Below are 24310 nucleotides of genomic sequence, written 5' to 3' on the forward strand. Positions count from 1 at the left end.
CCTCACCAGTATTAACCGGGGCTGGCTCTTCATCCGGTAGGTAAAGTGGCCCGGTTTGACCACAACCGGATAAGCCAAGTACGGTTAACGCAAGTAAGCTAAAAGTTATTTTTTTCATCGTGATATCGTGATTAATGATTCAATGCCCCCTATAATCGCACCACACACAAGAAAAGCAATAGCCAAGCTATCTCAACCAATAGGATGAAACCAATGAACGATACGGAATTCCACCAATTAGTCGATATTCAAATGACAAAAATTGAAGAAGCGATTGATGATTCTGGCGCTGATATTGATTATGACGTGTCAGGAAATGTGATGACACTTGAGTTTGAAGACCGCAGCCAAATCATTATTAACCGCCAAGAGCCTATGCATGAAATCTGGCTAGCCTCAAAATCGGGTGGCTACCATTTCAAATATAATGATGGCGAGTGGATTTGCTCAAAAACTGGAGCTGAACTTTTCAGCTTAGTGAAAACCGAATGTGAGAAGCATGCCAACGAAACCATTGAATGGGAATAGTTTAAGGTCTATTAACCTTTCGTGATTGTTTTTACAACGAGTGGTTGGGTATTTGAACAAGGCAGAGGCTCCGTGGTGTAGCTAGCCTACACGAGGAGCCGATAACGCAGAAGAAAAGAAAACCGCTATTCGTGGATAGTCGAGTAGCGGCAATAAAATCATTTAAAATAGATTCAGATTAGAGACAGGAGTTAATCCATTCTATCAATAGGTGAACTCGCATCATTAACACTAGTAAATCAAACCTACTTTACTAAATCTCGATTGCCTTTTTTTTCTCCATCAGTATTATCTCGGTTCATTTTTCGTCACACATCACATTAAAGAGTTAAACGGTTATGTCATTCGATCCTAAAAATGCCAGTAAAACATTGGATGCCCTAGGCTTGCGCTGCCCAGAACCTGTGATGATGGTAAGAAAGACGATTCGTACTATGCAGGATGGCGAAATATTATTAATCACCGCCGATGATCCATCGACTACCCGCGATATTCCTAGTTTCTGCCGGTTTATGGATCACCAACTCTTACAAGCCAATACTGATGAGCTACCGTACCAATTTGTGATCAAAAAAGGCTTAAACTAAAAACGGCCTATCCTTAACCAAGGATAGACCGCTGTAATATGCTAGTTTAGGTTACTTATGCTCAAGCCGAGTTAACCGCACCGTCAACTCTGTTAGTTGTTTCTTCATTGGAATGATGTAGAGAATTCTGATCCAAGACTCAACCGCCAGCCCGGCTAAAATAATCGCACCCGCCACCATCGGCAGCCACATATCCGTGACCATCATACCGATTAGTGTTAATGCTAAACCAAAGGTAAATAAGTAACTTTGGCTCTTTGGGGTCATACCTGCGTAACGTGTCAACATCGCATCACCTCACTATTAATAGGGTTTATAAATAGTATAGTGACAAGCATGACAAATGGATGAATTAAAGATCACTAAACCAATAAAAACTTAAATGCGATTCCTATCAATACCAAACCACCTAACAGTTCCGCCTTACTTTCCAGCCAAGTACCACTTTTACGGCCAATAAACACCCCAAGAAAACTAAACAAGAAGGTGATAATACCAATCAAAGCGCAAGCTAAGAATGGATCGACATCGAGCAATGGTAAACTAAAACCTGCCGCCATCGCATCCACACTAGTAGCAATCGCCAAAGTTAACATCACTCGGTGAGTTACTTGGCAAAAATCTTCTTCGATACCCTCGACAAACGACTCATAAATCATCTTACCGCCAATAAACAATAACAATACAAAGGCAATATAAGGTGCATACCCCTCTATCCAGCCAAGTACACCGTGACCACCTAAGAATCCTATAAATGGCATTAATGCTTGCGCCACACCAAAATACACCCCAGCCTTTATCGCTAATACCGTTGGCTTGTTAGCTTGGCCAACTAATTTTGCCCCTAAACCTATCGAAACTGCAAACGCATCCATACTCAGCGCCAACGCTAATAGCAATACATCAAACATATTCTTCACTCACACTTTATTATTTGGCCATCTAGTGGCGATTTTGGGGCAAAGGATAGTATTTCGCTCATTTTCATTCAATGATTAAAGTGTTCAACTGCAAGTTCACATTGAGGCCACTAAGTGAACTCGCTATACTGATCAACTATTTTTCAATTAAAATCGCGCGAACTGAGTAGGCAAATAAAGTTATGCAAAAATACGACGTCAAAACCTTTCAAGGGATGATCCTCGCGCTGCAGGATTATTGGGCCCAAGTAGGCTGTACCATTGTTCAACCTTTAGATATGGAAGTAGGCGCAGGCACCTCTCACCCGATGACCTGCCTTCGCGCGATTGGTCCAGAGCCAATTGCTACTGCTTATGTACAACCATCACGCCGTCCAACCGATGGTCGCTACGGTGAGAACCCAAACCGTCTGCAACACTATTACCAATTCCAAGTGATCATCAAACCCTCTCCTGACAATATTCAAGAGTTGTACCTTGGCTCATTAGAAGTCCTTGGCATTGACCCTCTTATTCACGATATCCGTTTCGTAGAAGATAACTGGGAAAACCCAACACTAGGCGCATGGGGCTTAGGCTGGGAAGTGTGGTTAAACGGTATGGAAGTCACTCAATTTACTTACTTCCAACAAGTCGGTGGTCTTGAATGTAAGCCTGTGACTGGTGAAATCACCTACGGTATCGAACGTCTTGCAATGTACATCCAGGGCGTAGATTCAGTTTACGATTTAGTATGGACTGATGGCCCATTAGGTAAAGTCACCTACGGCGATATCTTCCACCAAAATGAAGTTGAGCAATCAACTTACAACTTCGAACACGCTGATGTGGATTTCCTATTTAGCTTCTTTGACCAATGTGAAAAAGAATGCCTGCACTTACTTGAGCTTGAAAAACCTCTACCGCTTCCGGCTTACGAGCGCATTCTTAAAGCTGGTCATGCATTTAACTTACTTGATGCACGTAAAGCCATTTCAGTGACTGAACGTCAACGCTACATCTTACGCATTCGTAATTTAACCAAATCGGTAGCAGAAGCTTACTACGCTTCTCGTGAGGCTTTAGGATTCCCAATGTGTAAAAGCAATGATGTAAAAAGCAGTCAAGGCGAGGAGAAGTAATCATGGCTAAGAATTTCCTAATCGAGCTAGGTACTGAAGAACTACCACCAACGCAACTTCGCACTTTAGCTGAAGCATTTTCGAGCAACTTTGAAGCTGAACTAAAAGCGGCAGATCTAGAGCACCAAGGTGTGAAGTGGTACGCGGCACCTCGTCGTTTGGCATTAAAAGTCAGTGAACTTGCTGAAAGCCAACAAGACAAGATCGTTGAAAAACGTGGGCCGGCGATCGCTCAAGCCTTTGATGCAGATGGTAATCCCACTAAAGCGGCTCAAGGTTGGGCACGCGGTAATGGCATTACGGTTAAACAAGCAGACCGTTTAAAAACTGACAAAGGTGAATGGCTACTTTACAAGCAGGAAGTTAAAGGCCAAGCAGTTAAAGATCTCGTGGTCGACATGGCTGCGAAAGCACTGGCTAACTTACCGATTGCTAAGCCAATGCGTTGGGGTGATAAAGAAACACAATTTATCCGCCCAGTAAAAACCCTCACCATTTTATTTGGTGATGAACTTATCCAAGGTGAAATCTTAGGTGTGGCTTCTGATCGCATCATTCGCGGTCACCGCTTTATGGGTGAGCGTGAATTTACTATCGATAACGCAGACCAATACCCAACATTGCTGGCTGAAAAAGGCAAAGTCATGGCGGATTACGAAGAGCGTAAAGCCATCATTTTACGTGACTCTCAAAAAGCAGCAGCTGCGGTTGGCGGAACCGCTGACTTAGAAGATGACTTAGTTGAAGAAGTCACCTCTCTAGTTGAGTGGCCAGTAGTACTGACGGCTAAGTTTGAAGAAGAGTTCTTGAAAGTGCCTTCCGAAGCTTTGGTTTACACCATGAAAGGCGACCAGAAGTACTTCCCAGTCTACGATGACAATAAAAAGCTATTACCTAACTTTATCTTTGTTTCTAACATTGAATCAAAAGACCCTCGTCAAGTGATTGAAGGTAATGAAAAAGTCGTTCGCCCTCGTCTAGCAGATGCAGAATTCTTTTTTAATACTGACCGTAAGCGTACGTTAGAATCGCACCTTCCTGAATTGGAAACCGCGATCTTCCAAAAGCAATTAGGTACCATTAAAGACAAAACCGATCGTATCACTGAATTGGCTGGCTTTATTGCTGAACAAATTGGTGCAGATATTGAAAAATCAAAACGCGCAGGCCTATTAGCCAAATGTGATTTGATGACTTCTATGGTATTTGAATTTACCGACACCCAAGGTGTGATGGGCATGCACTATGCTCGCCACGACGGTGAAGATGAAGAAGTCGCTGTCGCGCTAAACGAACAATACATGCCTCGTTTTGCCGGTGATGACTTACCAAGCTCTGGTGTTGCCGCTTCTGTTGCGATGGCAGATAAACTCGATACCTTAGTGGGTATTTTCGGTATTGGCCAAGCACCAAAAGGTTCTGATCCATTTGCGCTACGTCGTGCTTCTCTAGGTATCCTACGCATTATCGTAGAAAAAGGTTACAACCTAGACCTAACGGTTCTGATCGCAAAAGCTAAAGAACTGCTAGGTGACAAACTGACTAACACCAATGTTGAATCTGACGTATTAGATTTCATGCTAGGCCGTTTCCGAGCTTGGTATCAAGATGAAGGCTTTAGTGTTGATATCATTCAAGCGGTACTGGCACGTCGTCCAACCAAACCTCTTGATTTCGACCAACGCGTTAAAGCCGTATCACACTTCCGTGGTCTAGATGCAGCTGAAGCTCTCGCGGCAGCCAACAAGCGTGTCGGTAACATCCTAGCGAAATTCGATGGCGAACTAAGTGCCGAGATCGACCTTACTCTACTACAAGAAGAGGCAGAGAAAGCGCTAGCAGAAAATGTTGAAGTAATGACTGAAGCATTAGAGCCTGCTTTTGCCAACGGTGACTACCAACAAGCACTAAGCAAGTTGGCAGATCTACGTGAACCTGTTGATGCCTTCTTCGATAACGTAATGGTAATGGCAGATGATGAAGCATTGAAGAAAAATCGCTTAACGATGCTGAACAACCTACGTAACTTGTTCTTGCAGATTGCGGACATCTCTTTATTACAAAAATAAGCTTTACTGAAAAAGTAAGCATTAGAATTAATCGGTAACAAAACATCGCTTTGTTAACTGATTAAAAGCATTAAGATTAAGCCCAAGCTATACTCAATTTAGCTTGGGCTTTTATTTTATAAGGACTTTAACCAGTGCCAATATTGCAGTTATTACATCGCTGGATAACCGCTAAATTTAACCGCTTAACGGGACAAAACTTACTGTTTGCCTTATTGGTTTATTTAACGATTTCATGGAGTCTGCTGTATCTTGCTAATGAGACAGCACTCACGACTCCCTTCGCCGATTTCATCTATTACATAATGGTAACCGGTTCTACCGTCGGTTATGGCGATATGTCACCGCAAACGGAAATGGGCAAATGGGTGACGGCACTGTTTATTATTCCAGGCGGTGTTGGTTTATTCGCAATGGTAGTCGGACGTTTAGCAGCTAACGCTATTCAACTATGGAAAGCACGATTAATGGGGCACAGAAAAGTGAATGTAGAAAATCATATTTTAATTTTAGGTTGGAGCGAACAACGTACACCACATTTAATCGAAATGTTGCTACATGAAATTAAAAGTAGCCATCAAGATATTGTTTTATGCTCAGCGCAACAAATTGAAAACCCCTTCCCAAGTAAAATTGAATTTGTCCATGTTAGTGCTTTCACTGATGAACACGACATGAAAAGAGCCGGAATCAGTAAAGCCAAAACCATTATTATCGACCTCGATAGTGATAACGATATCATGGCGGCAGGGCTTAACTGTGCCAATGAAAACCCAGAAGCCCATATCGTTACCTACTTCCGTGACGCACATTTAGGTACTCTACTTAAACAGCACTGCAAAAATGTCGAATGTATTCCGTCGATAGCCTCAGAAATGATCGCTAAATCGGCTGTCGATCCAGGATCCAGTCAACTGCATTATGAGTTGGTCAATAATTCCCTTGGCATGACCCAATATATGGTCAAATACCAAGGGCAACCCACCAGCTTTAATACCGTTTTCTCTCGCTTTAAACAGCAATATGATGCAATTTTAATTGCCGTAAACCATGGTGATGGCTTAACCCTGAATCCGCCACTCGAACACACCATCAAACAAGATGATGTACTGGTGTATATTGCCGATGAGCGCATTACTGGGATAGATTGGAAAACCTTTATTTAATTCCTTAGATCACCTATCCACTAAAGCCATGAATGATTTTTATGGCTTTTTTGTTGCACGTGTTTATCGCTCCCTCTTTCTATCAACTACACAATCAGGTATGTTTCAGCATTCAATCGCTAACCGTAACGTTGGATGTAAAGGATATGCAGTTTTCTCAGTTTGGTGACAAGTTTAATCGCTACTCAGGCATTACCCAGTTAATGGATGATCTAAATGATGGGCTCCGCACTCCCGGTGCCATCATGCTCGGAGGAGGTAACCCTGCCGCCATTCCAGAAATGCTCGACTACTTTAAACAAGCCAGTACTGACATGCTCAATAATGGTGAACTGATTGCCGCCATGACCAACTACGATGGCCCACAAGGCAAAAACGTGTTTATTCAAGCTTTAAGCGATTTGTTAAAGCAAACCTATGGTTGGGATATCAGCCCAAAAAACATCAGCCTAACGAACGGTAGTCAAAGCGCCTTCTTCTCACTGTTTAACCTCTTTGCTGGCAAACAAACCAATGGTAGCCATAAGAAAATCCTACTGCCTTTAGCGCCAGAATATATTGGTTACAGTGATGCCGGAATTGATGAAGATATCTTTGTCTCTTATCACCCTGAAATCGAATTGCTCGATAATAGTATGTTTAAATATCATGTCGATTTTGAACAGATCCAGATAGATGAATCTGTTGCAGCGATTTGTGCTTCTCGTCCAACCAACCCAACCGGCAATGTACTCACAGATGAGGAAGTTCGTAAACTGGATAAACTGGCACGCGATAACAATATTCCACTGATCATAGATAATGCTTATGGCACCCCTTTCCCGAATATTATTTTTGAAGACGTCACGCCCTTTTGGAATGACAACACTATCTTGTGCATGAGTCTATCTAAACTGGGCTTACCAGGCGTGCGTTGCGGCATTGTGATTGCCAATGAAGAAATGACTCAAGCGATGACCAATATCAATGGCATCATCAATCTTGCGCCATGCAGTATTGGCCCTGCATTGGCGACGCATATGATCAAAAATAACGATCTACTACCGCTGAGTGAAAAAGTCATCAAACCGCATTATCAAGCCAAAGCGCAGCATGCGGTAGAATTACTGCAAGCGGCGATCCCCGATCCTCGCTTTAAAATTCACAAACCGGAAGGCGCGATCTTTTTATGGCTATGGTTTGATGAACTACCGATTACCACCATGGAGCTGTATCAACGCTTAAAATCTCGTGGGGTGTTAATTGTACCTGGAGAATACTTCTTCTTTGGCCAAGACGATGATTGGGATCATGCCCACCAATGCTTGCGGATGAACTACGTACAAAAAGAGCAAGATATGCAGCGTGGTATTGAGATAATTGCTGAAGAAGTGAATAAGGCCTATCAACAAAGTTAATAGGAAAACTCATCTCACCTTCTAAATATAAATGAAACAAAAAGGGTGCCACTTGGCACCCTTCTCTTCCTTTATGTTTTCGCTGCTAGATTATTTGTTTTCTAACAACTCTTTACCGTTAATGGCAATTTTACGTGGTTGCATCGCTTCTGGAATTTCACGTTCCAAGTCGATGTGCAATAGGCCATTTTCCATACCGGCGCTAAGCACTTTAACGTAGTCAGCAAGTTGGAATTTACGCTCAAAATCACGTTCAGCAATACCTTGATAAACGTAGTTTTTACCTTCTTCAGGTTGACGTTCACCACGCACAATTAGCATATTTTCGTGCTGAGTAATATCGAGATTTTCTTCAGCAAAACCTGCGACCGCCATGGTGATGCGGAAATGGTTTTCGTCTTGTTTCTCAATATTGTATGGAGGGTAACCGCCTGATGAATTTTTGGCGTTGTTTGATTCCATTAGGTTTAATAAACGATCAAAACCAATGGCGTTACGGTATAAAGGTGAGAAGTCTACATTACGCATAATACTATCCTCTTATTTAAGCAATAGTCTCTATTTAATCAATAGTGTGCAAGGTTTCAGCCCGAGCCGAAGCTTGCGATTGAGTTAAGTGCCTATCTATAACCCCGCAGGCGAAATAGATTCAGCGTTGCAAAGGACCCACTCTTTATCTTTATCGCGAACTATCTTTACGCGTAGTCTTTATAATAAAAACTTCAGACTTAGAGCTTATCGGCATCCCTTTCACGATCATATATAAGGCCGAAAAAATAGCTTTCAAGAGGACAATTAAAAATTTTTTAATCTATTTTCTATCCCTAAAAACAAAAAACCCTTTGCGTAAACAAAGGGCTTTTAAAGATTTCAGTTAGCGTTTCAGACTACACGTCTAAATCTAAACATCTAGGTTCGCTACTTTCAATGCGTTGTCTTCAATGAACTTACGACGAGGTTCTACCTGGTCACCCATTAATGTAGTGAACAACTCATCTGATGCAACCGCATCATCGATCGTTACTTGCATCATGCGACGTGTTTCTGGGTCCATAGTGGTTTCCCAAAGTTGATCTGGGTTCATCTCACCTAGACCTTTGTAACGCTGTAGGGATAAGCCACGACGTGATTCTTTAATTAGCCATTCAAGTGCAGCAGAGAAAGTCGATACTTCTTGAGTACGCTCACCACGCTTCACATAAGCACCTTCTTCAACTAAACCATCTAATGCTTCAGAAAGATCGGCTAAACGACCATATTCTTTAGAGTTTAATAAATCTAAAGATACTACATATTCATGCATCACACCGTGAGTACGAACTACAAGTTTAGGAATACTGATACCTAGCTCTTGGTGTTTTTCAACTTCAAGAGAGTATTGGCTCGCACCGACTTCTTTAGCATTCAATTGCTCAACTAATTTTTGACCCCAAGCTTGAACTTGCTCAGAATCTTGACACATATCAGCAGTTAAGCGAGGAATATAAGTTAACTCATTAATCATCGCATATGGGTAACGACGACTCATGCGTTTAATTAACTTAATGCCTTCATTGTATTGAAGAACCAATTTCTCAAGCGCTTCACCTGTCATTGCGGGTGCTTGAGGGTTCACGTATAACGCTGCGCCATCAAGTGCAAGGCCGGCTTGGTAAAGCTCCATCGCTTCTTCATCTTTAATGTATTGCTCTTGCTTACCTTTCTTCACTTTATAAAGTGGTGGCTGAGCAATGTAGATGTAACCACGTTCGATAAGCTCTGGCATTTGACGGTAGAAGAAAGTCAAAAGCAAAGTACGGATGTGAGAACCATCGACATCGGCATCGGTCATGATGATGATGTTGTGGTAACGCAGTTTATCTGGGTTGTATTCGTCACGCCCAATACCACAACCTAGTGCAGTAATTAGCGTTGCCACTTCTTGTGAAGACAGCATTTTATCAAAACGTGCTTTTTCAACGTTTAGGATTTTACCTTTCAATGGCAAAATCGCTTGGTTTTTACGGTTACGCCCCTGCTTGGCTGAACCGCCAGCAGAGTCCCCTTCCACTATGTATAGTTCAGAAAGAGCAGGATCTTTTTCTTGGCAATCGGCTAGTTTACCCGGTAAGCCAGCTAAATCTAACGCGCCTTTACGACGAGTCATATCACGAGCTTTACGCGCCGCTTCACGAGCACGAGCGGCATCAATGATTTTGCCACAAACGATTTTCGCTTCGTTCGGGTTTTCAATTAAGAATTCCGATAGTTTTTCGCTCATCGCAGACTCAACAGCCGATTTCACTTCAGAAGAAACCAGTTTATCTTTGGTTTGGCTTGAGAATTTTGGATCTGGCACTTTTACCGAAACGACAGCGGTAAGGCCTTCACGAGCATCATCACCCGAGGTCGCCGCTTGCGCTTTCTTCGAGTAACCTTCTTTATCCATAAAGTTATTCAAAGTACGCGTTAATGCACCACGGAAACCGGCTAAGTGAGTACCACCATCACGCTGAGGGATATTGTTAGTAAAACAGTATACGCCTTCTTGGAAAGTGTCATTCCATTGCATTGCCACTTCAACGGTAATGCCATCTTCTTCGCGAGAGTGGTCAAAGTAGAAAATCTTTTGGTGAATCGGGGTTTTGTTGCGGTTTAGATGCTCAACGAAAGCACGGATGCCACCTTCAAACATGAAGTGATCACTTTTATCTTCTTCACGCTCGTCAGTTAATTTGATCGAAACACCTGAGTTTAGGAATGATAATTCACGTAAACGCTTAGCAAGAATGTCGTAATGGAATTCGATATTGGTAAAGGTTTCTTCACTTGGCCAAAAACGAATACGCGTACCGGTTTCTTCGGTTTTACCGATCACAGCAAGTGGCGCTTCTGGCACACCATGCTTATAAACTTGTTGGAAGATTTCACCTTGACGCTTGATGGTTAACTCAACTTTTTCAGACAAGGCGTTAACAACTGAAACACCTACGCCGTGTAAACCACCGGAAACTTTATAAGAGTTATCATCAAACTTACCACCAGCATGCAGTACCGTCATGATAACTTCAGCGGCTGAAACACCTTCTTCTTCGTGCATTTCCGTTGGAATACCACGACCGTCATCGCTCACCGATACAGAGTTATCTTCATGAATGGTGATTATGATGTCTGAACAATGGCCAGCTAATGCTTCATCAATTGAGTTATCGACGACCTCAAACACCATGTGGTGAAGGCCAGTACCATCATCAGTATCACCGATATACATCCCTGGACGTTTACGTACAGCATCTAGCCCTTTAAGTACTTTAATACTTGATGAATCATAGCTATTTGCAGAATCATTGTTATTCGACATGAATTGTTCTCGCCTTAATTATCCTTGCTCTATTTTGCCATGTTCCACATGAAACATCCTGCTATTTTCACTTTGCATTTCAGCAATGTGACTTGCAGTAATAGAGCTTACAAAAACCTGTGCCTGCGTTTGCTTTAAATATTCTGCAAGACGCCCTCGACGTTGACCATCTAGCTCTGAGGCAAAATCATCAATTAAATAAATACACTGCTTACCTGTGGTGTCGGTTAGGTGTTGACCTTGCGCTAAACGCAAAGCACACACCATGAGCTTTAACTGCCCACGAGACAATACATCTTCCACCGGTGTCGCATTAATTTTTAGTTTTAGATCGGCTTTATTAGGTCCACTAAAGGTGTAACCGAGTTGCTGATCGCGCTCGAAATTCTTCTGTAAAATTTCAGCATAGGGCGTGTCTTTATCCCACCCTCTATAATACTGAATTTTCACTTCAAATTCAGGTAAAAATACACCACAAATGTGTTCTGCCACTTGTTTTAACTCTGTGACATAGTCAAAGCGCCACTGGCTAATGGTTTCAGCCAATTCGGCCAGTTCTTTATCCCAATAACTCAGCTCTTGATAACCTGTTGCGGTCTTCAATAATGCATTTCTTTGCTTAATTAAACGTTTTAAGCGTGCCCATTTTTCATAGAAGCTAGGTTGGGTATGGAATACTCCCCAATCAATGAAAGATCGACGGAACTTTGGTCCTTCCGTTAATAATTCAAAACCTTCGGTATGGATTAACTGTAGAGGCAAAATTTGCGCCAATTGAGCAATTTTCTGCCCACTTTGACCACCGATCTTAACTTCACTACTACCATCTCGTTGTTTATTGATACCAATCGGCAACTCAAAATCATCATCAGACAAAAAGCGCCCATGGACAAACAACTCGCTTTGTTCATTTTGAATCACTCGCCCAGTTAAGGTACTTTTGAATGAACGGCCATGCCCAAGCAAGTAAATCGCTTCTAATACGCTGGTTTTGCCGCTGCCATTCGGCCCGACAAGAAAATTAAAGCCTGATGATAACGAGATATCACAGGCTTCAATATTGCGAAATTGCTTTATAGATAAACGAGTTAATGGCATTTACAAGCGAATCGGCATAACAACATACATAGCAGATGTATCTTCGATATTCTCAACCAAAGCACTCGCGTTAGCATCACTCATCGACATACGCACGGTTTGGCATTTTAGAGTGTTCAAAATATCCAACACGTAGCTCACGTTAAAACCAATCTCTAATGGCTCACCTTGGTAGTTCACATCAAGGTTTTCTTCTGCTTCTTCTTGCTCTGGGTTATTAGCAGTAATTCGCATTTCAGAGCCAGATAAATTTACTCGTACGCCGCGGAATTTCTCATTTGATAAAATCGCCGCACGTGAGAACGATTGACGCAACGCTTCACAATCAGCTTCTAGTGTTTTATTGGTTGATTGCGGCATTACGCGGCGGTAATCCGGGAAACGACCATCAACTAACTTAGAAGTGAAGGTAAATTCGTTTACATTGGCGCGAATATTAGAGCTACCAATTTGCAAGGTCACTTGCTCGTCAGGACGATCTAATAGCTTAATTAACTCTAGTACACCTTTACGCGGCACGATCACTTGCTGCTGTGCATACTCACCAACCAACGCCGTTTCAGCAACTGCCATACGGTGACCATCAGTAGCCACTGAACGTAATGTGGTACCTTCAATTTCAAACAACATACCGTTTAAGTAATAGCGCACATCTTGGTTAGCCATTGAGAATTGAGTTTTTTCGACTAAATGACGTAGTTCGCCTTGAGTAACCGTCACTTCCGCCTCACTCGTCCAGTCTTCAATATTAGGAAAATCAGATGCCGGCAGTGTGGCTAATGAGAAACGACTACGGCCAGATTTTATCAATAAACGTTCATCATCTAACGTTACATCAATCTGAGAGCTATCAGGTAGACCACGGCAAATATCTAAAAATTTACGTGATGGAACGGTCGTGCTGCCCGGTTCAAAGTTGCCTTCTAACGCCAAGCGACAAACTAATTCCACTTCAAGGTCGGTCGCAGTAATCGACAATTCACCATTATCGACTTTAATTAATAAGTTACCCAAAATAGGCAAACTTGAGCGACCACCAAGAGCACCAGACACCTGCTGCAAAGGTTTAATCAATTGAGTACGTTCAATGGTAAATTTCATAATCTACTCTAAATAATCTAATTCTATTAAAAACACGGCCAAAACAGCGGTAAAGATAGCTTGGAATTAAGCGCCTAATATTAAGAAGACAGGGTGCGAATCAAGTTAGAGTAATCTTCTTTAATATCATGGCTTTCTTCTCGTAGTTCTTTGATTTTACGACAAGCGTGCAACACCGTGGTATGGTCGCGACCACCAAAAGCATCGCCAATTTCAGGCAAACTGTGGTTGGTTAATTCTTTCGATAAAGCCATCGCCAATTGACGAGGACGTGCAACCGAACGAGAGCGACGCTTAGATAATAAGTCAGCCACTTTAATTTTGTAATATTCAGCGACAGTTTTTTGAATATTGTCGATGGTCACCAGCTTTTCTTGTAACGCCAGTAAATCACGCAATGCTTCACGTACGAAATCAATGGTGATTGGACGACCGGTAAAATTGGCATTAGCAATCACGCGGTTTAACGCACCTTCCAACTCACGAACGTTTGAACGTAGACGCTTAGCAATAAAGAATGCCACTTCATCAGCAAGCGTAATTTGGTGATCTTCGGCTTTTTTCATCAAGATCGCGACACGGGTTTCCAGCTCTGGTGGTTCGATCGCAACGGTCAATCCCCAACCAAAACGAGATTTCAAACGATCTTCAACCCCGTTGATTTCTTTTGGATAACGGTCAGAAGTAAGAATGATTTGCTGATTACCTTCTAGCAATGCGTTAAAGGTATGAAAGAATTCTTCTTGCGAACGCTCTTTATTGGCAAAAAATTGAATATCATCGATCAGCAAAGCATCTAGACTACGATAGTAACGTTTAAATTCTTCAATCGCGTTATTTTGTAGCGCTTTTACCATATCTTGCACAAAACGCTCAGAGTGCATGTACACCACTCGAGCATCTGGCTTACTTTCAACAATGGCATTACCTACCGCATGCAATAAGTGAGTTTTACCTAAACCCGTGCCACCATATAAAAACAGTGGGTTATAAGAAACACCTGGATTATCGGAAACTTGTTTTGCTGCAGCTAGACCTAACTGGTTCGACTTACCCTCAACAAAGTTATGAAACTTATGCTTAGGGTTAACATTAGAACGATGATTAACATCGATAACCACTTCACGCTCACCAGTATCCCAAGATTTATCTAATGGGCGACTTTTTTGCAATTGCGCAGGAGCTGATGATTCTGCAGCCACATCGGCAGCGGTTCTTTTCGGTACTTCAACTGTACTTTGAACAGGTTTACTACCAACTTCAAAATGAAGATTTGGCGTATCTGAGCCACAAAACTCTTTCAATAAACGGTTAATACTATTGAGATACTTATCACGCACCCAATCCAATACAAAGCGATTAGGGGCAAATAAGGTGAGAGTATTGTCATTGAGTTCAGCTTGCAGCGGTCTTACCCACATGCTGAATTCAGTTGCGGGAAGCTCTTCTTGAAGCTGTTGCGAACACTGCAACCATAACGAAGACGACACATTAACCTCACACGAAATGAAATGATCTGAAAGGAGAGTAATTCTACAGCTATCACTATAAGATCACCAGCAATAGATCCTGAGATCAGTGAATAAGATCTAAGTTATTCACAGTTTTTTTAGATCTATCCCGATTTTGTGCGCCGTCAAGCAATTAAAGCATTTTAATAAACAATTTTTGCTCTCCGGGGATAAAGTTACCCACAAGACAAAAACTGATCAGCTATTGTTTAACAACACCAATTGTTATGATTAATAACATCTTGTTCTTAGATTTATTAATAAGTGAATAACTATAATGGAACTCAAATAATCTGGAGAACTCACTATGAGCCGAATTTTAAATAAAATTGTTACCGCTGCCGCACTATTTTTTGCTGTTTCCAACTTTGCTCAAGCAGCGAATCAAGAAGTGAAAGTAGGCATGTCAGGCACTTACTTTCCATTTACTTTTCAAAAACTTGATAAACTACAAGGCTTTGAAGTGGATTTATGGAATGAGATTGGTCAACGCAACCACTATGACGTGAAATTTGTTACTGCCAACTTCTCAGGTCTGTTTGGTCTACTCGAAACCGGCCGTATCGATACTATTTCAAATCAAGTAACGATTACCGATTCACGTAAAGCCAAATACTTATTCTCTGATCCTTATGTGGTTGATGGCGTGCAGATCACTGTGAAAAAAGGCAATGATTCGATCAATGGTGTAGAAGATCTTGCTGGCAAAACCGTAGCCGTTAACTTAGGTTCAAACTTCGAACAAGTGCTACGTAGTTATGATAAAGAAGGTAAAATCAATATCAAAACTTACGATGCTGGTATTGAACAAGATGTTGTATTAGGTCGTTCTGATGCATTCGTCATGGATCGTCTATCTGCTCTACAACTCATTAAAGCCACCAATCTCCCACTACAGTTAGCGGGTCAGCCTTTTGAAACCATCGAAAATGCTTGGCCATTTGTTGATAACGAAAAAGGCAAAAAGCTACAAGCTGAAGTAAACACTGCATTAGCAGCAATGCGTGAAGATGGTACTTTGGCCACTATTTCTGAAAAATGGTTTGGTGCCGATATTACTCATAAGTAATCTAACCTTTCTCATTAACCGATTGTCCCTTTAGCCGCTTGCCATTCTCCTGATACGTAAACGAGGAGTGATGGTAAGCGGTTTTGTATTTTAAGCCGCTGAATCAATCTACTACCCAAATATTGTGATTTGTATCAAAATGTAACCTTGATTAGCACTAATGACCGGCTTGAATGAACTCTGATTGTTTATGTCGGTCTTTATAGGCTCTAGATTTTATATGAAAGGAACATCTTGATATGGCGCTTCGTTTAACGTCCTCTCGCTTTCTTGGCAAGGTTTGGCAGTTATCTAAACCTTATTGGCAATCAGAAGAAAAATGGATCGCTCGTGGTTTGTTGCTAGCCATTGTTGTCCTCAACCTTGGTATGGTGTACATGTCAGTAATTCTTAACAAGTGGAATTCTGATTTTTACAACGCATTTCAAGAACTCGATAAAGAAGCCTTCACCCAGTTAATCTTAAAATTCTCGATCATTGCAGCAATTTTCATTGCCATTGCGGTGTATCGCATCTATCTCAATATGATGCTGCAACTACGTTGGCGTCGTTGGTTAACCAACGCCTATTTTACTGAATGGCTTAGTGATCGTTCGTACTTTCAATTAGAGCGTGGTAATCATCAAACCGATAACCCTGACCAACGTATCGCCGAAGATATCGACCAATTCACCGGAGATACCCTCAACTTATCCCTTGGATTACTCAACTCAGTCGTCACACTAGCATCTTTTATTACCATTTTATGGGGGTTATCCTCGCCGCTAAATATCAATATTGCCGGCCATCATATTAATATACCCGGCTTTATGGTGTGGGCAGCTTTGCTTTATGCCGTGGTAGGTAGCTTTGTCATGCACAAAATTGGTAAACCTCTGATTGGTTTAAACTTTATGCAGCAAAAATTTGAAGCAAACTTTCGTTATTCCATGGTGCGTCTACGTGAAAATGCCGAAGGGGTGGCGCTGTATAACGGTGAAGATAAAGAACGTGAGCTATTGGAATGGCGTTTTACTGATGTATGGAAAAATACTTGGCAAATTATGCGTAAACAAAAACAAATTGTCGGCTTTAATAGTGGCTATAACCAAATCGCTATTATCTTCCCGATCATTATTGCTGCGCCAAGTTTTTTCTCTGGAGCCATCAAGCTCGGTGGGTTGATGCAAGTCAATAATGCTTTCTCTCAAGTAATGGGAGCGGTTAGTTGGTTTGTCGATTCTTACGCCAGTATTGCCAGTTGGAAAGCCAGTGTTGACCGTTTAACCACTTATAACCAAGATATGATCGAAACCAAGCAGCAATCAGCACATTCCAAATTATTAATGACTCGTCATCAAAACGATCATTTAACCATTGCTCAATGTGCGATTAAACTACCTAATGGCACTACTTTAAGTCATTTAAACCAACTGACTTTGCAATCAGGTCAACATACTTTAATTTCGGGGCAATCAGGTATTGGTAAGAGTACTTTAATGAAAACCATTGCTGGGATTTGGCCGTTTTCGGAAGGGAATATTGAATTAGCCGAACGCCGTTTATTCTTACCACAAAAGCCTTATCTACCGACAGGAACACTACGTGAAGTGTTGTGTTATCCGAATGTCGATATCAATATCAGCGATCAAGCTATTGAACAATTATTGTCTGATTGCCAATTAGCACACTTCAACCATAAATTAGATGACACTGAGCAATGGTCACACACTATGTCACCAGGTGAGCAGCAACGGGTTGCGATTGTAAGAGCGTTAATACTCAAGCCAACATGGCTGTTTTTAGACGAAGCAACCTCATCACTCGATGAAGAAACCGAAAGCTATTTATATCAACTATTAGCGAGTCGATTACCCAATACCACCCTAGTGAGTATTGCGCATCGCAGTAAAGTTGCCCATTATCATCAATATCGTTTGCACGCACAGGGCTCAAAAGGTCAAGTAAGCTGGCAATTTGCACCAATATAAGGACCGTAATCTTCAACATGAATTTTGATTTCAATTACATGCTCGACCTACTGCCAATATTATTTCGGTATTTAGGCACCACTTTGCAAATGGCATTGTGGGGCATGCTCTTCGCTCTCATTCTCTCAGTAGTTATAGCCAATATTCGGGTATTTAAAGTGCCGGTATTGAATCAACTGAGCCAGCTATACATTAGTTTTTTCCGTGGTACGCCGCTATTAGTACAGTTATTTTTACTCTACTACGGGCTACCACAAATCTTTCCAATTCTAGTTGGTATGGATGCGTTTACCGCGGCGATTATTGGCCTCACTCTACACTTTGCTTCTTATATGGCAGAAAGTATTCGTGCCGCAATCATTGGTATTGATCGCAGCCAAATGGAAGCCAGTATTTCAATTGGTATGACACCATCGCAATCAATGCGCCGAATCATTTTGCCTCAAGCTTCTCGTGTGGCATTGCCTTCTTTAATGAATTACTTCATTGATATGATCAAATCTACTTCTCTCGCTTTTACTTTAGGGGTAGCCGAAATTATGGCGAAGGCGCAAATGGAGGCTTCTTCTAGCTTTCGTTTCTTTGAAGCTTTCTTAGCGGTCGCCCTCATTTATTGGGGAGTAGTACTAGTGCTAACACGCGTACAAACTTGGGCTGAAACTAAACTCAATAAGGCGTACCAACGATGATTCGAATTTCTAATTTACATAAATCTTTCGGTAAGACTGAAGTGCTACGTGGCGTTGATATCGAGATCAAAAAAGGCGAAATCATTGTCATTATTGGTTCCAGCGGTACTGGTAAATCCACTCTACTACGCTGTGTTAACTTTTTGGAGAACCCAGAACAAGGTGTGATCGAAATAGAAGGCACTAAAGTGGATACCCAACACTACAGTAAAGCCGATATGTTAGCACTACGCCGTAAAACAGGCTTTGTGTTCCAGAACTATGCGCTATTTGCTCATTTAACTGCTCGTCAAAATATCGCTGAAGGCTTAATCACGGTACGAGGTTGGAAAAAAGACCAAGCTCTAGCCCACGCTCAGCAAATTTTAGATGATATTGGACTAGGTGATAAAGGGGATAGCTACCCTGCGGCATTATCAGGCGGTCAACAACAGCGCGTTGGTATTGGCCGAGCAATGGCCTTTGATCCCGAACTGTTATTATTTGATGAACCGACTTCAGCATTGGATCCTGAATGGGTCGGTGAAGTGTTGTCTTTAATGAAGAAATTAGCGAAACAGCACCAAACTATGCTGGTGGTCACCCATGAAATGCAGTTTGCTCGAGAAGTGGCGGATCGCGTGATCTACATGGCAAATGGTAAGATTGTTGAACAAGGTACGCCGGATCAAATATTTAAAAACCCAACTAATCCACAACTTATTAAGTTTTTAAATCAAGTTGGGATCCAATAGGATCCTTGCACTTGATTTAAGAACCCGTATAATCCGCACACAGATTTTTAGGCCAACTGGCTTTTTATTATGCGATTTCCGTGTTTATTAAGCCCTGTAGCATTGACTCTTAGCCAGTCAATGATTACAATTCCGCCTCTTTGTTGAGAGGTGTCGGATAAAACATCTTACACCAGGTTTAACAAGAACCTATAAACTACTGATCAGTAAAGGTAATTACCATGAAACGCACTTTTCAACCTACTGTTCTTAAGCGCAAACGTACTCACGGCTTCCGTGCTCGTATGGCAACTAAGAATGGTCGTAAGACAATTAATGCACGTCGTGCAAAAGGCCGTAAGCGCCTTTCAAAATAATTCTTGAATTATTTTGACTAAGTCTACTTTTACTCGGGAGTTACGTTTGTTAACTCCCGAGCATTATCAAAACGTCTTTCAGCAAGCTCATCGAGCCGGCTCCCCTCATTTCACTATTATCGCTCGCAATAATACACTCTCCCATCCAAGACTTGGATTAGCTGTTCCTAAAAAACAAATCAAAACCGCTGTTGGTCGTAATCGTTTTAAACGTTTAGCCCGTGAAAGCTTTCGTCTAAAACAAACTCAACTGCCAAATAAAGATTTTGTAGTAATAGCGAAAAAGAGTGCTCAAGATTTGAGTAATGACGAAATTTTTAAAATATTTGAGAAGTTATGGCAACGCCTGTCTCGCCCTTATCGTGGTTAGCTATTAGGTTAATTTACCTATATAAAGGAATCATTAGCCCCTTAATTGGACCTCGATGTCGCTTTACTCCAACTTGTTCTACTTATGCTATTGAAGCAATTAAAGAGCACGGTTTTGTAAAAGGGTGTTGGTTATCTGGCAAACGTCTATTAAAATGCCATCCTTTAAATGCTGGGGGATATGACCCTGTCCCACCTAATCAAAAACACGACAGAGATAAATAACAATGGATTCTCAACGTAATATCCTGTTAATCGCTTTTGCTCTAGTCAGCTTTTTATTGTTCCAACAATGGAATAATAAAGATGCTCAACCGGCCCAAACTAGCGTGCAGCAGACTCAAACGAATACAGACAGTAGCCTACCGCATGACCCTGCTGAAGCGTCAGCTGATCCGTTAGCTCCTCAGCAAGCAAAAACTCTACCGGCCGCTTTCAACATCGAAGTTAAATCCGATGTACTGACTTTAGCGATTACTCCTGTAGGTGGTGATGTTGTTTCAGCTAAGCTGAATAAATACAACGCAACGCTAGACTCTAAAGATTCTTTTGTTCTGCTAGAAAATACCAATGAGCATCAATATATCGCTCAAAGTGGTCTAGTCGGTCCTCAAGGGATTGATGTCAGCACAGCAAACCGTCCTCAATATCGCGCTAGTGCAAAATCTTATCAATTAGCCGACGGTCAGGATGAATTACGTATTCCTCTTACTTACAGCGCAAATGGTATTGATTACATCAAAACCTTTATCATCAAACGTGGTAGTTATGCGATTGATGTCGTTTATGACATCAATAACCACTCTGGCCAAGATGCTACATTAGGTATGTACGCTCACTTACGTCAAACTATGATTGAGGGTGGCGGCCATATTGGTATGCCTGTTTATACTGGTGGTGCTTTCTCAACTTCAGACACTCACTACAAAAAATATAAGTTTGATGAGATGAGAGATAAAAATCTTAACGTCAAACTAGAAGATGGGCAGGGTTGGGTAGCAATGCTACAGCACTACTTTACTTCTGCTTGGATCCCTCGCGACCAACCAGGTACAACCATCTACTCACGTGTCATAGGCAACACAGCGGATATTGGTGTTCGTACGCCAAATCTAGTTATTGCAAATGATTCTACCGGTCAAATAACATCAACCCTTTGGGCTGGGCCTAAACTTCAAGATGCAATGGAAGCAACAGCACCACATCTTGATTTAGTTGTTGATTATGGTTGGTTGTGGTTCATCGCTAAACCACTTCATTCGCTCCTATCATTCCTACAAGCTCACATCAGTAGTAACTGGGGTATTGCGATTATTTTACTGACTTTCATCGTTCGTGGTGCTATGTACCCACTAACCAAAGCTCAGTACACCTCAATGGCTAAAATGCGTATGCTGCAACCTAAGATTGCTGCAATGCGTGAGCGTCTAGGTGATGACCGTCAGCGTATTAGCCAAGAAATGATGGCGATGTACAAAGAAGAAAAAGTAAACCCACTTGGTGGTTGTTTCCCTATTCTTCTACAGATGCCAATTTTCATTGCACTTTATTGGGCATTGATGGAGTCTGTTGAATTACGTCATGCACCATTCTTTGGTTGGATCCACGATTTATCTGCGCAAGATCCTTACTACATCTTGCCAGTATTGATGGGTATCTCGATGTTAATCATCCAAAAAATGAGCCCAACAACGGTCACAGATCCAATGCAACAGAAAATGATGATGTTTATGCCAATCATCTTCATCTTCTTCTTCTTATGGTTCCCATCAGGTCTCGTTCTTTACTACCTAATGTCGAACATCGTAACCTTGGTACAGCAAACGGTAATCTACCGAGCGTTAGAGAAGAAAGGTCTGCACTCTAAGAAATAATCTTAGCCAGACGAAATATTAAATAAGGCGACCACATTGGTCGCCTTTTGCTTTTTTTGCTTTATAAATTCATAAGGCGAATTACAATTGAAAAAACTTCATACCAATTCCAATAAATAAGTGGTCTAAATTAGCGTAGAGAAAAAGCTTGATAACAAGACATAAAATTTCTGTTTGTAGTGGCTCTACATACAAATTTTATAACGCAGTTCGCAAGTTTTTTAACAAGCTAAGATGAGTAGTTATTTGTTTGACTTGGTATAACCTTTTGAAATGGTTGGAATTATGAATACAGAGACAATTGTCGCTCAAGCTACCGCACTCGGTCGTGGTGGTGTTGGTATTATCCGAGTCTCAGGCCCTAAAGCCACTCAAGTCGCTTTGGAAGTACTTGGTCGAGAGGTTAAACCTCGTTACGCCGAATATTTACCTTTTAAAGATGAAAGTGGGATTCAACTTGATCAGGGGATCGCCCTTTACTTCCCAAATCCTAACTCTTTTACTGGTGAAGATGTTTTAGAACTACAAGGTCATGGTGGTCCTGTAGTGATGGATATGTTAATCAAACGTATTCTTAAAATCGATGGGATTCGTGCCGCTCGCCCTGGTGAATTTTCTGAACGTGCTTTTTTAAATGACAAAATCGATCTGACTCAAGCCGAAGCGATAGCCGATTTAATTGATGCTAGCTCAGAAGAAGCAGCCAAATCGGCTCTTAATTCTCTACAAGGTGAATTCTCCCAACGCATCAATAATCTCGTCGAATCATTAATCCACCTACGTATCTATGTAGAAGCGGCCATTGATTTTCCCGAAGAAGAAATCGACTTTTTAGCTGATGGTAAAGTCAGTACCGACTTACAAAATATTATTGATAATTTGGCCTCGGTACGTAAAGAAGCCAACCAAGGCGCGCTGATTCGTGAAGGTATGAAGGTAGTGATCGCTGGACGCCCTAATGCGGGTAAATCTAGCCTACTCAACGCCTTATCAGGTAAAGACTCAGCAATTGTAACCGATATAGCAGGAACGACCCGAGACGTGCTACGTGAGCATATTCACATTGATGGAATGCCATTACATATTATTGATACCGCAGGCTTACGTGAAGCGTCTGATGAAGTAGAAAGAATCGGTATTGAACGTGCTTGGGAAGAAATAGAGCAAGCCGATCGTGTGTTATTTATGGTTGATGGCACCACGACTAACGCCACCGATCCTAAAGAGATTTGGCCTGATTTTGTTGAGCGTTTACCAGAAAATATTGGTATGACAGTGATTCGTAATAAAGCCGATCAAACCGGCGAAGCTCTCGGTATTTGTCATGTCAATAATCCAACCTTAATACGCCTGTCAGCTAAAACTGGCCAAGGAGTAGAATCTTTACGTGAACACTTAAAAGACTGTATGGGCTTTGCGGGCGGCAGTGAAGGTAGCTTTATGGCTCGACGTAGACACTTAGAAGCGCTTGATAAAGCATCTGAACACCTGTCTATCGGCCAGCAACAACTTGAAGGCTATATGGCCGGAGAAATCTTAGCAGAAGAGCTGCGCATCACACAGCAGCACCTCAACGAAATCACCGGAGAGTTTAGTTCGGATGATTTATTGGGTCGTATCTTCTCTTCATTCTGTATCGGTAAGTAATTAAAGGAATAATATGATCCACATTATTACGGGTAGCACCTTAGGCGGAGCTGAATATGTTGGTGATCACTTAAATGATCTACTGCAAGCTCAAGGACTAGAAACTCAGATCCACAATCAACCGGATCTTAATGAAATCGAAGCCAATGGTATTTGGTTGATCATCACCTCAACCCACGGTGCTGGCGATTATCCAGATAATATTCAACCTTTTATCGACGCAATTAAATCAACACCACCGCGCATGTCAGAGGTCAAGTTTGCAGTTATTGCCATTGGCGATTCAAGCTATGATACCTTTTGTGGCGCCGGTAAAGATGCTCGAGCGATGCTATTAGATATTGGGACTCAAGAGCTTTGCCCACATTTAGAAATAGATGTCATCGAAGCACCAGTACCAGAAGAACCAGCAGAAGCTTGGTTAATTGATAATATGGCAGCATTTACTAGTTAACCTTGATAAAAACAAATCCATTTAAAAGCAGATCTCGGTCTGCTTTTTTTCTCTCTATTCAATTTAAAGTCTTTTTTTAGGTGTAAAAAACATTAATTAAAGTCATAAATCGAGAATGAATAAAACTGTTTGCTGCTTTTATGAACAAATCGTCTGTGGATAAACTGCATTTTATCCTGTGATCCTGACATAGTTATTCATTGGATAACTATTCTTTAAATATTCACTGTGGATAACTAGCTATTTAGATCCCAGCTAATACAGCACTAGATCAACGTTAGATCACAAGAAAGGATCTACTTAAACACTA

The 24310-nt window shown here is 41.6% G+C and carries 23 protein-coding genes and 1 pseudogene; 16 read left to right on the forward strand and 8 right to left on the reverse strand.

The window, feature by feature from the left end; genetic code table 11:
- Positions 1–28: 28 nt before the first annotated feature.
- Positions 29–118 (reverse strand): annotated as a pseudogene (gene lptM / locus QQJ93_RS16435) (LPS translocon maturation chaperone LptM); the annotation flags it as partial.
- Positions 119–213: 95 nt separating this feature from the next.
- On the opposite strand from lptM, the gene cyaY reads away from it, so the two are divergent.
- Both cyaY and tusA read left to right on the forward strand, forming a co-directional pair.
- Positions 214–528 carry an iron donor protein CyaY gene (gene cyaY / locus QQJ93_RS01305; protein WP_089125086.1) on the forward strand — a complete coding sequence of 105 codons (315 nt, stop codon included), beginning with the start codon at positions 214–216 and terminating at the stop codon, positions 526–528.
- A 338-nt stretch (positions 529–866) separates the two neighbouring features.
- Positions 867–1115, forward strand: a complete 249-nt coding sequence (gene tusA / locus QQJ93_RS01310) for a sulfurtransferase TusA (protein WP_089125087.1) — start codon at positions 867–869, stop codon at positions 1113–1115.
- 51 nt (positions 1116–1166) lie between these two features.
- Here tusA and QQJ93_RS01315 read toward each other — a convergent pair whose 3' ends face one another.
- Positions 1167–1403 (reverse strand): hypothetical protein, encoded by a 237-nt coding sequence (locus tag QQJ93_RS01315; protein ID WP_027695087.1) that lies wholly within the window; start codon positions 1401–1403, stop codon positions 1167–1169.
- Between the two features lie 74 nt (positions 1404–1477).
- A complete protein-coding gene (locus QQJ93_RS01320; RefSeq protein WP_089125088.1) occupies positions 1478–2026 on the reverse strand; it encodes a manganese efflux pump MntP in 549 nt (182 codons plus the stop codon).
- 191 nt (positions 2027–2217) lie between these two features.
- Between QQJ93_RS01320 and glyQ the strand changes: the two genes are divergently transcribed.
- The 4 genes from glyQ to QQJ93_RS01340 all read left to right on the forward strand — a co-directional run bounded on the left by glyQ (position 2218) and on the right by QQJ93_RS01340 (position 7788).
- Complete coding sequence (gene glyQ, locus QQJ93_RS01325) at positions 2218–3156, forward strand: glycine--tRNA ligase subunit alpha (protein WP_089125089.1); 939 nt, start codon at positions 2218–2220, stop codon at positions 3154–3156.
- A 2-nt stretch (positions 3157–3158) separates the two neighbouring features.
- Positions 3159–5225 carry a glycine--tRNA ligase subunit beta gene (glyS, locus tag QQJ93_RS01330; protein WP_089125090.1) on the forward strand — a complete coding sequence of 689 codons (2067 nt, stop codon included), beginning with the start codon at positions 3159–3161 and terminating at the stop codon, positions 5223–5225.
- Between the two features lie 134 nt (positions 5226–5359).
- Complete coding sequence (locus QQJ93_RS01335) at positions 5360–6391, forward strand: ion channel (protein WP_179949219.1); 1032 nt, start codon at positions 5360–5362, stop codon at positions 6389–6391.
- A gap of 146 nt (positions 6392–6537) precedes the next feature.
- Positions 6538–7788, forward strand: a complete 1251-nt coding sequence (locus QQJ93_RS01340) for a valine--pyruvate transaminase (RefSeq protein ID WP_089125091.1) — start codon at positions 6538–6540, stop codon at positions 7786–7788.
- A 90-nt stretch (positions 7789–7878) separates the two neighbouring features.
- Here QQJ93_RS01340 and QQJ93_RS01345 read toward each other — a convergent pair whose 3' ends face one another.
- From QQJ93_RS01345 to dnaA, 5 genes are all read right to left on the reverse strand, one after another.
- A complete protein-coding gene (locus QQJ93_RS01345) occupies positions 7879–8316 on the reverse strand; it encodes an Hsp20 family protein (protein WP_179949218.1) in 438 nt (145 codons plus the stop codon).
- A gap of 373 nt (positions 8317–8689) precedes the next feature.
- Entirely contained in the window at positions 8690–11128 is a 2439-nt protein-coding gene (gene gyrB / locus QQJ93_RS01350; RefSeq protein WP_089125092.1) for a DNA topoisomerase (ATP-hydrolyzing) subunit B, read from the reverse strand.
- Between the two features lie 18 nt (positions 11129–11146).
- The gene (recF, locus tag QQJ93_RS01355; RefSeq protein ID WP_089125093.1) at positions 11147–12226 is read right to left on the reverse strand and encodes a DNA replication/repair protein RecF; all 1080 of its coding nucleotides are present in this window, start codon (positions 12224–12226) and stop codon (positions 11147–11149) included.
- Complete coding sequence (gene dnaN / locus QQJ93_RS01360) at positions 12227–13327, reverse strand: DNA polymerase III subunit beta (protein ID WP_089125094.1); 1101 nt, start codon at positions 13325–13327, stop codon at positions 12227–12229. It abuts the gene before it with no gap.
- A gap of 80 nt (positions 13328–13407) precedes the next feature.
- Positions 13408–14817, reverse strand: coding sequence for a chromosomal replication initiator protein DnaA (dnaA, locus tag QQJ93_RS01365; RefSeq protein WP_089125095.1), 1410 nt, complete (start codon positions 14815–14817; stop codon positions 13408–13410).
- Positions 14818–15145: 328 nt separating this feature from the next.
- Here dnaA and QQJ93_RS01370 point away from each other — a divergent pair, with 328 nt between their 5' ends.
- The 10 genes from QQJ93_RS01370 to mioC all read left to right on the forward strand — a co-directional run bounded on the left by QQJ93_RS01370 (position 15146) and on the right by mioC (position 24000).
- The gene (locus QQJ93_RS01370) at positions 15146–15907 is read left to right on the forward strand and encodes an amino acid ABC transporter substrate-binding protein (protein WP_089125096.1); all 762 of its coding nucleotides are present in this window, start codon (positions 15146–15148) and stop codon (positions 15905–15907) included.
- Between the two features lie 239 nt (positions 15908–16146).
- Positions 16147–17877: an ABC transporter ATP-binding protein/permease gene (locus QQJ93_RS01375; protein WP_089125097.1), complete on the forward strand. Its 1731-nt coding sequence runs from the start codon at positions 16147–16149 to the stop codon at positions 17875–17877.
- A 17-nt stretch (positions 17878–17894) separates the two neighbouring features.
- Positions 17895–18566: an amino acid ABC transporter permease gene (locus QQJ93_RS01380; protein WP_089125098.1), complete on the forward strand. Its 672-nt coding sequence runs from the start codon at positions 17895–17897 to the stop codon at positions 18564–18566.
- Positions 18563–19300 carry an amino acid ABC transporter ATP-binding protein gene (locus QQJ93_RS01385; protein WP_089125099.1) on the forward strand — a complete coding sequence of 246 codons (738 nt, stop codon included), beginning with the start codon at positions 18563–18565 and terminating at the stop codon, positions 19298–19300. The genes QQJ93_RS01380 and QQJ93_RS01385 overlap by 4 nt, the downstream gene beginning before the upstream one ends.
- Positions 19301–19521: 221 nt before the next feature.
- Positions 19522–19656 carry a 50S ribosomal protein L34 gene (gene rpmH / locus QQJ93_RS01390; RefSeq protein WP_017024264.1) on the forward strand — a complete coding sequence of 45 codons (135 nt, stop codon included), beginning with the start codon at positions 19522–19524 and terminating at the stop codon, positions 19654–19656.
- Positions 19657–19702: 46 nt separating this feature from the next.
- A complete protein-coding gene (gene rnpA / locus QQJ93_RS01395) occupies positions 19703–20026 on the forward strand; it encodes a ribonuclease P protein component (RefSeq protein WP_237296333.1) in 324 nt (107 codons plus the stop codon).
- A complete protein-coding gene (gene yidD, locus QQJ93_RS01400; RefSeq protein ID WP_089125101.1) occupies positions 19993–20250 on the forward strand; it encodes a membrane protein insertion efficiency factor YidD in 258 nt (85 codons plus the stop codon). Before rnpA ends, yidD begins: the two co-directional genes overlap by 34 nt.
- A gap of 2 nt (positions 20251–20252) precedes the next feature.
- The gene (gene yidC / locus QQJ93_RS01405; protein WP_089125102.1) at positions 20253–21899 is read left to right on the forward strand and encodes a membrane protein insertase YidC; all 1647 of its coding nucleotides are present in this window, start codon (positions 20253–20255) and stop codon (positions 21897–21899) included.
- A 285-nt stretch (positions 21900–22184) separates the two neighbouring features.
- Positions 22185–23546 carry a tRNA uridine-5-carboxymethylaminomethyl(34) synthesis GTPase MnmE gene (mnmE, locus tag QQJ93_RS01410; protein ID WP_089125103.1) on the forward strand — a complete coding sequence of 454 codons (1362 nt, stop codon included), beginning with the start codon at positions 22185–22187 and terminating at the stop codon, positions 23544–23546.
- Positions 23547–23559: 13 nt separating this feature from the next.
- Complete coding sequence (mioC, locus tag QQJ93_RS01415) at positions 23560–24000, forward strand: FMN-binding protein MioC (RefSeq protein ID WP_089125104.1); 441 nt, start codon at positions 23560–23562, stop codon at positions 23998–24000.
- Positions 24001–24310 lie beyond the last annotated feature (310 nt).

This window comes from Vibrio algivorus, assembly GCF_030161215.1.
In the GTDB taxonomy this organism is placed as follows: Bacteria; Pseudomonadota; Gammaproteobacteria; order Enterobacterales; family Vibrionaceae; genus Vibrio; species Vibrio algivorus.

Bases quoted from the DNA above. Each gene is read 5' to 3' on its own strand.
- recF (WP_089125093.1), bottom strand. From the start codon at position 12,226: ATGCCATTAACTCGTTTATCTATAAAGCAATTTCGCAATATTGAAGCC.
- dnaN (WP_089125094.1), bottom strand. From the start codon at position 13,327: ATGAAATTTACCATTGAACGTACTCAATTGATTAAACCTTTGCAGCAG.
- tusA (WP_089125087.1), top strand. From the start codon at position 867: ATGTCATTCGATCCTAAAAATGCCAGTAAAACATTGGATGCCCTAGGC.
- QQJ93_RS01370 (WP_089125096.1), top strand. From the start codon at position 15,146: ATGAGCCGAATTTTAAATAAAATTGTTACCGCTGCCGCACTATTTTTT.
- rpmH (WP_017024264.1), top strand. From the start codon at position 19,522: ATGAAACGCACTTTTCAACCTACTGTTCTTAAGCGCAAACGTACTCAC.
- yidC (WP_089125102.1), top strand. From the start codon at position 20,253: ATGGATTCTCAACGTAATATCCTGTTAATCGCTTTTGCTCTAGTCAGC.
- QQJ93_RS01340 (WP_089125091.1), top strand. From the start codon at position 6,538: ATGCAGTTTTCTCAGTTTGGTGACAAGTTTAATCGCTACTCAGGCATT.
- cyaY (WP_089125086.1), top strand. From the start codon at position 214: ATGAACGATACGGAATTCCACCAATTAGTCGATATTCAAATGACAAAA.
- QQJ93_RS01385 (WP_089125099.1), top strand. From the start codon at position 18,563: ATGATTCGAATTTCTAATTTACATAAATCTTTCGGTAAGACTGAAGTG.
- mnmE (WP_089125103.1), top strand. From the start codon at position 22,185: ATGAATACAGAGACAATTGTCGCTCAAGCTACCGCACTCGGTCGTGGT.
- QQJ93_RS01380 (WP_089125098.1), top strand. From the start codon at position 17,895: ATGAATTTTGATTTCAATTACATGCTCGACCTACTGCCAATATTATTT.
- glyS (WP_089125090.1), top strand. From the start codon at position 3,159: ATGGCTAAGAATTTCCTAATCGAGCTAGGTACTGAAGAACTACCACCA.
- mioC (WP_089125104.1), top strand. From the start codon at position 23,560: ATGATCCACATTATTACGGGTAGCACCTTAGGCGGAGCTGAATATGTT.
- gyrB (WP_089125092.1), bottom strand. From the start codon at position 11,128: ATGTCGAATAACAATGATTCTGCAAATAGCTATGATTCATCAAGTATT.
- QQJ93_RS01375 (WP_089125097.1), top strand. From the start codon at position 16,147: ATGGCGCTTCGTTTAACGTCCTCTCGCTTTCTTGGCAAGGTTTGGCAG.
- yidD (WP_089125101.1), top strand. From the start codon at position 19,993: ATGGCAACGCCTGTCTCGCCCTTATCGTGGTTAGCTATTAGGTTAATT.
- glyQ (WP_089125089.1), top strand. From the start codon at position 2,218: ATGCAAAAATACGACGTCAAAACCTTTCAAGGGATGATCCTCGCGCTG.
- QQJ93_RS01315 (WP_027695087.1), bottom strand. From the start codon at position 1,403: ATGTTGACACGTTACGCAGGTATGACCCCAAAGAGCCAAAGTTACTTA.
- QQJ93_RS01345 (WP_179949218.1), bottom strand. From the start codon at position 8,316: ATGCGTAATGTAGACTTCTCACCTTTATACCGTAACGCCATTGGTTTT.
- QQJ93_RS01320 (WP_089125088.1), bottom strand. From the start codon at position 2,026: ATGTTTGATGTATTGCTATTAGCGTTGGCGCTGAGTATGGATGCGTTT.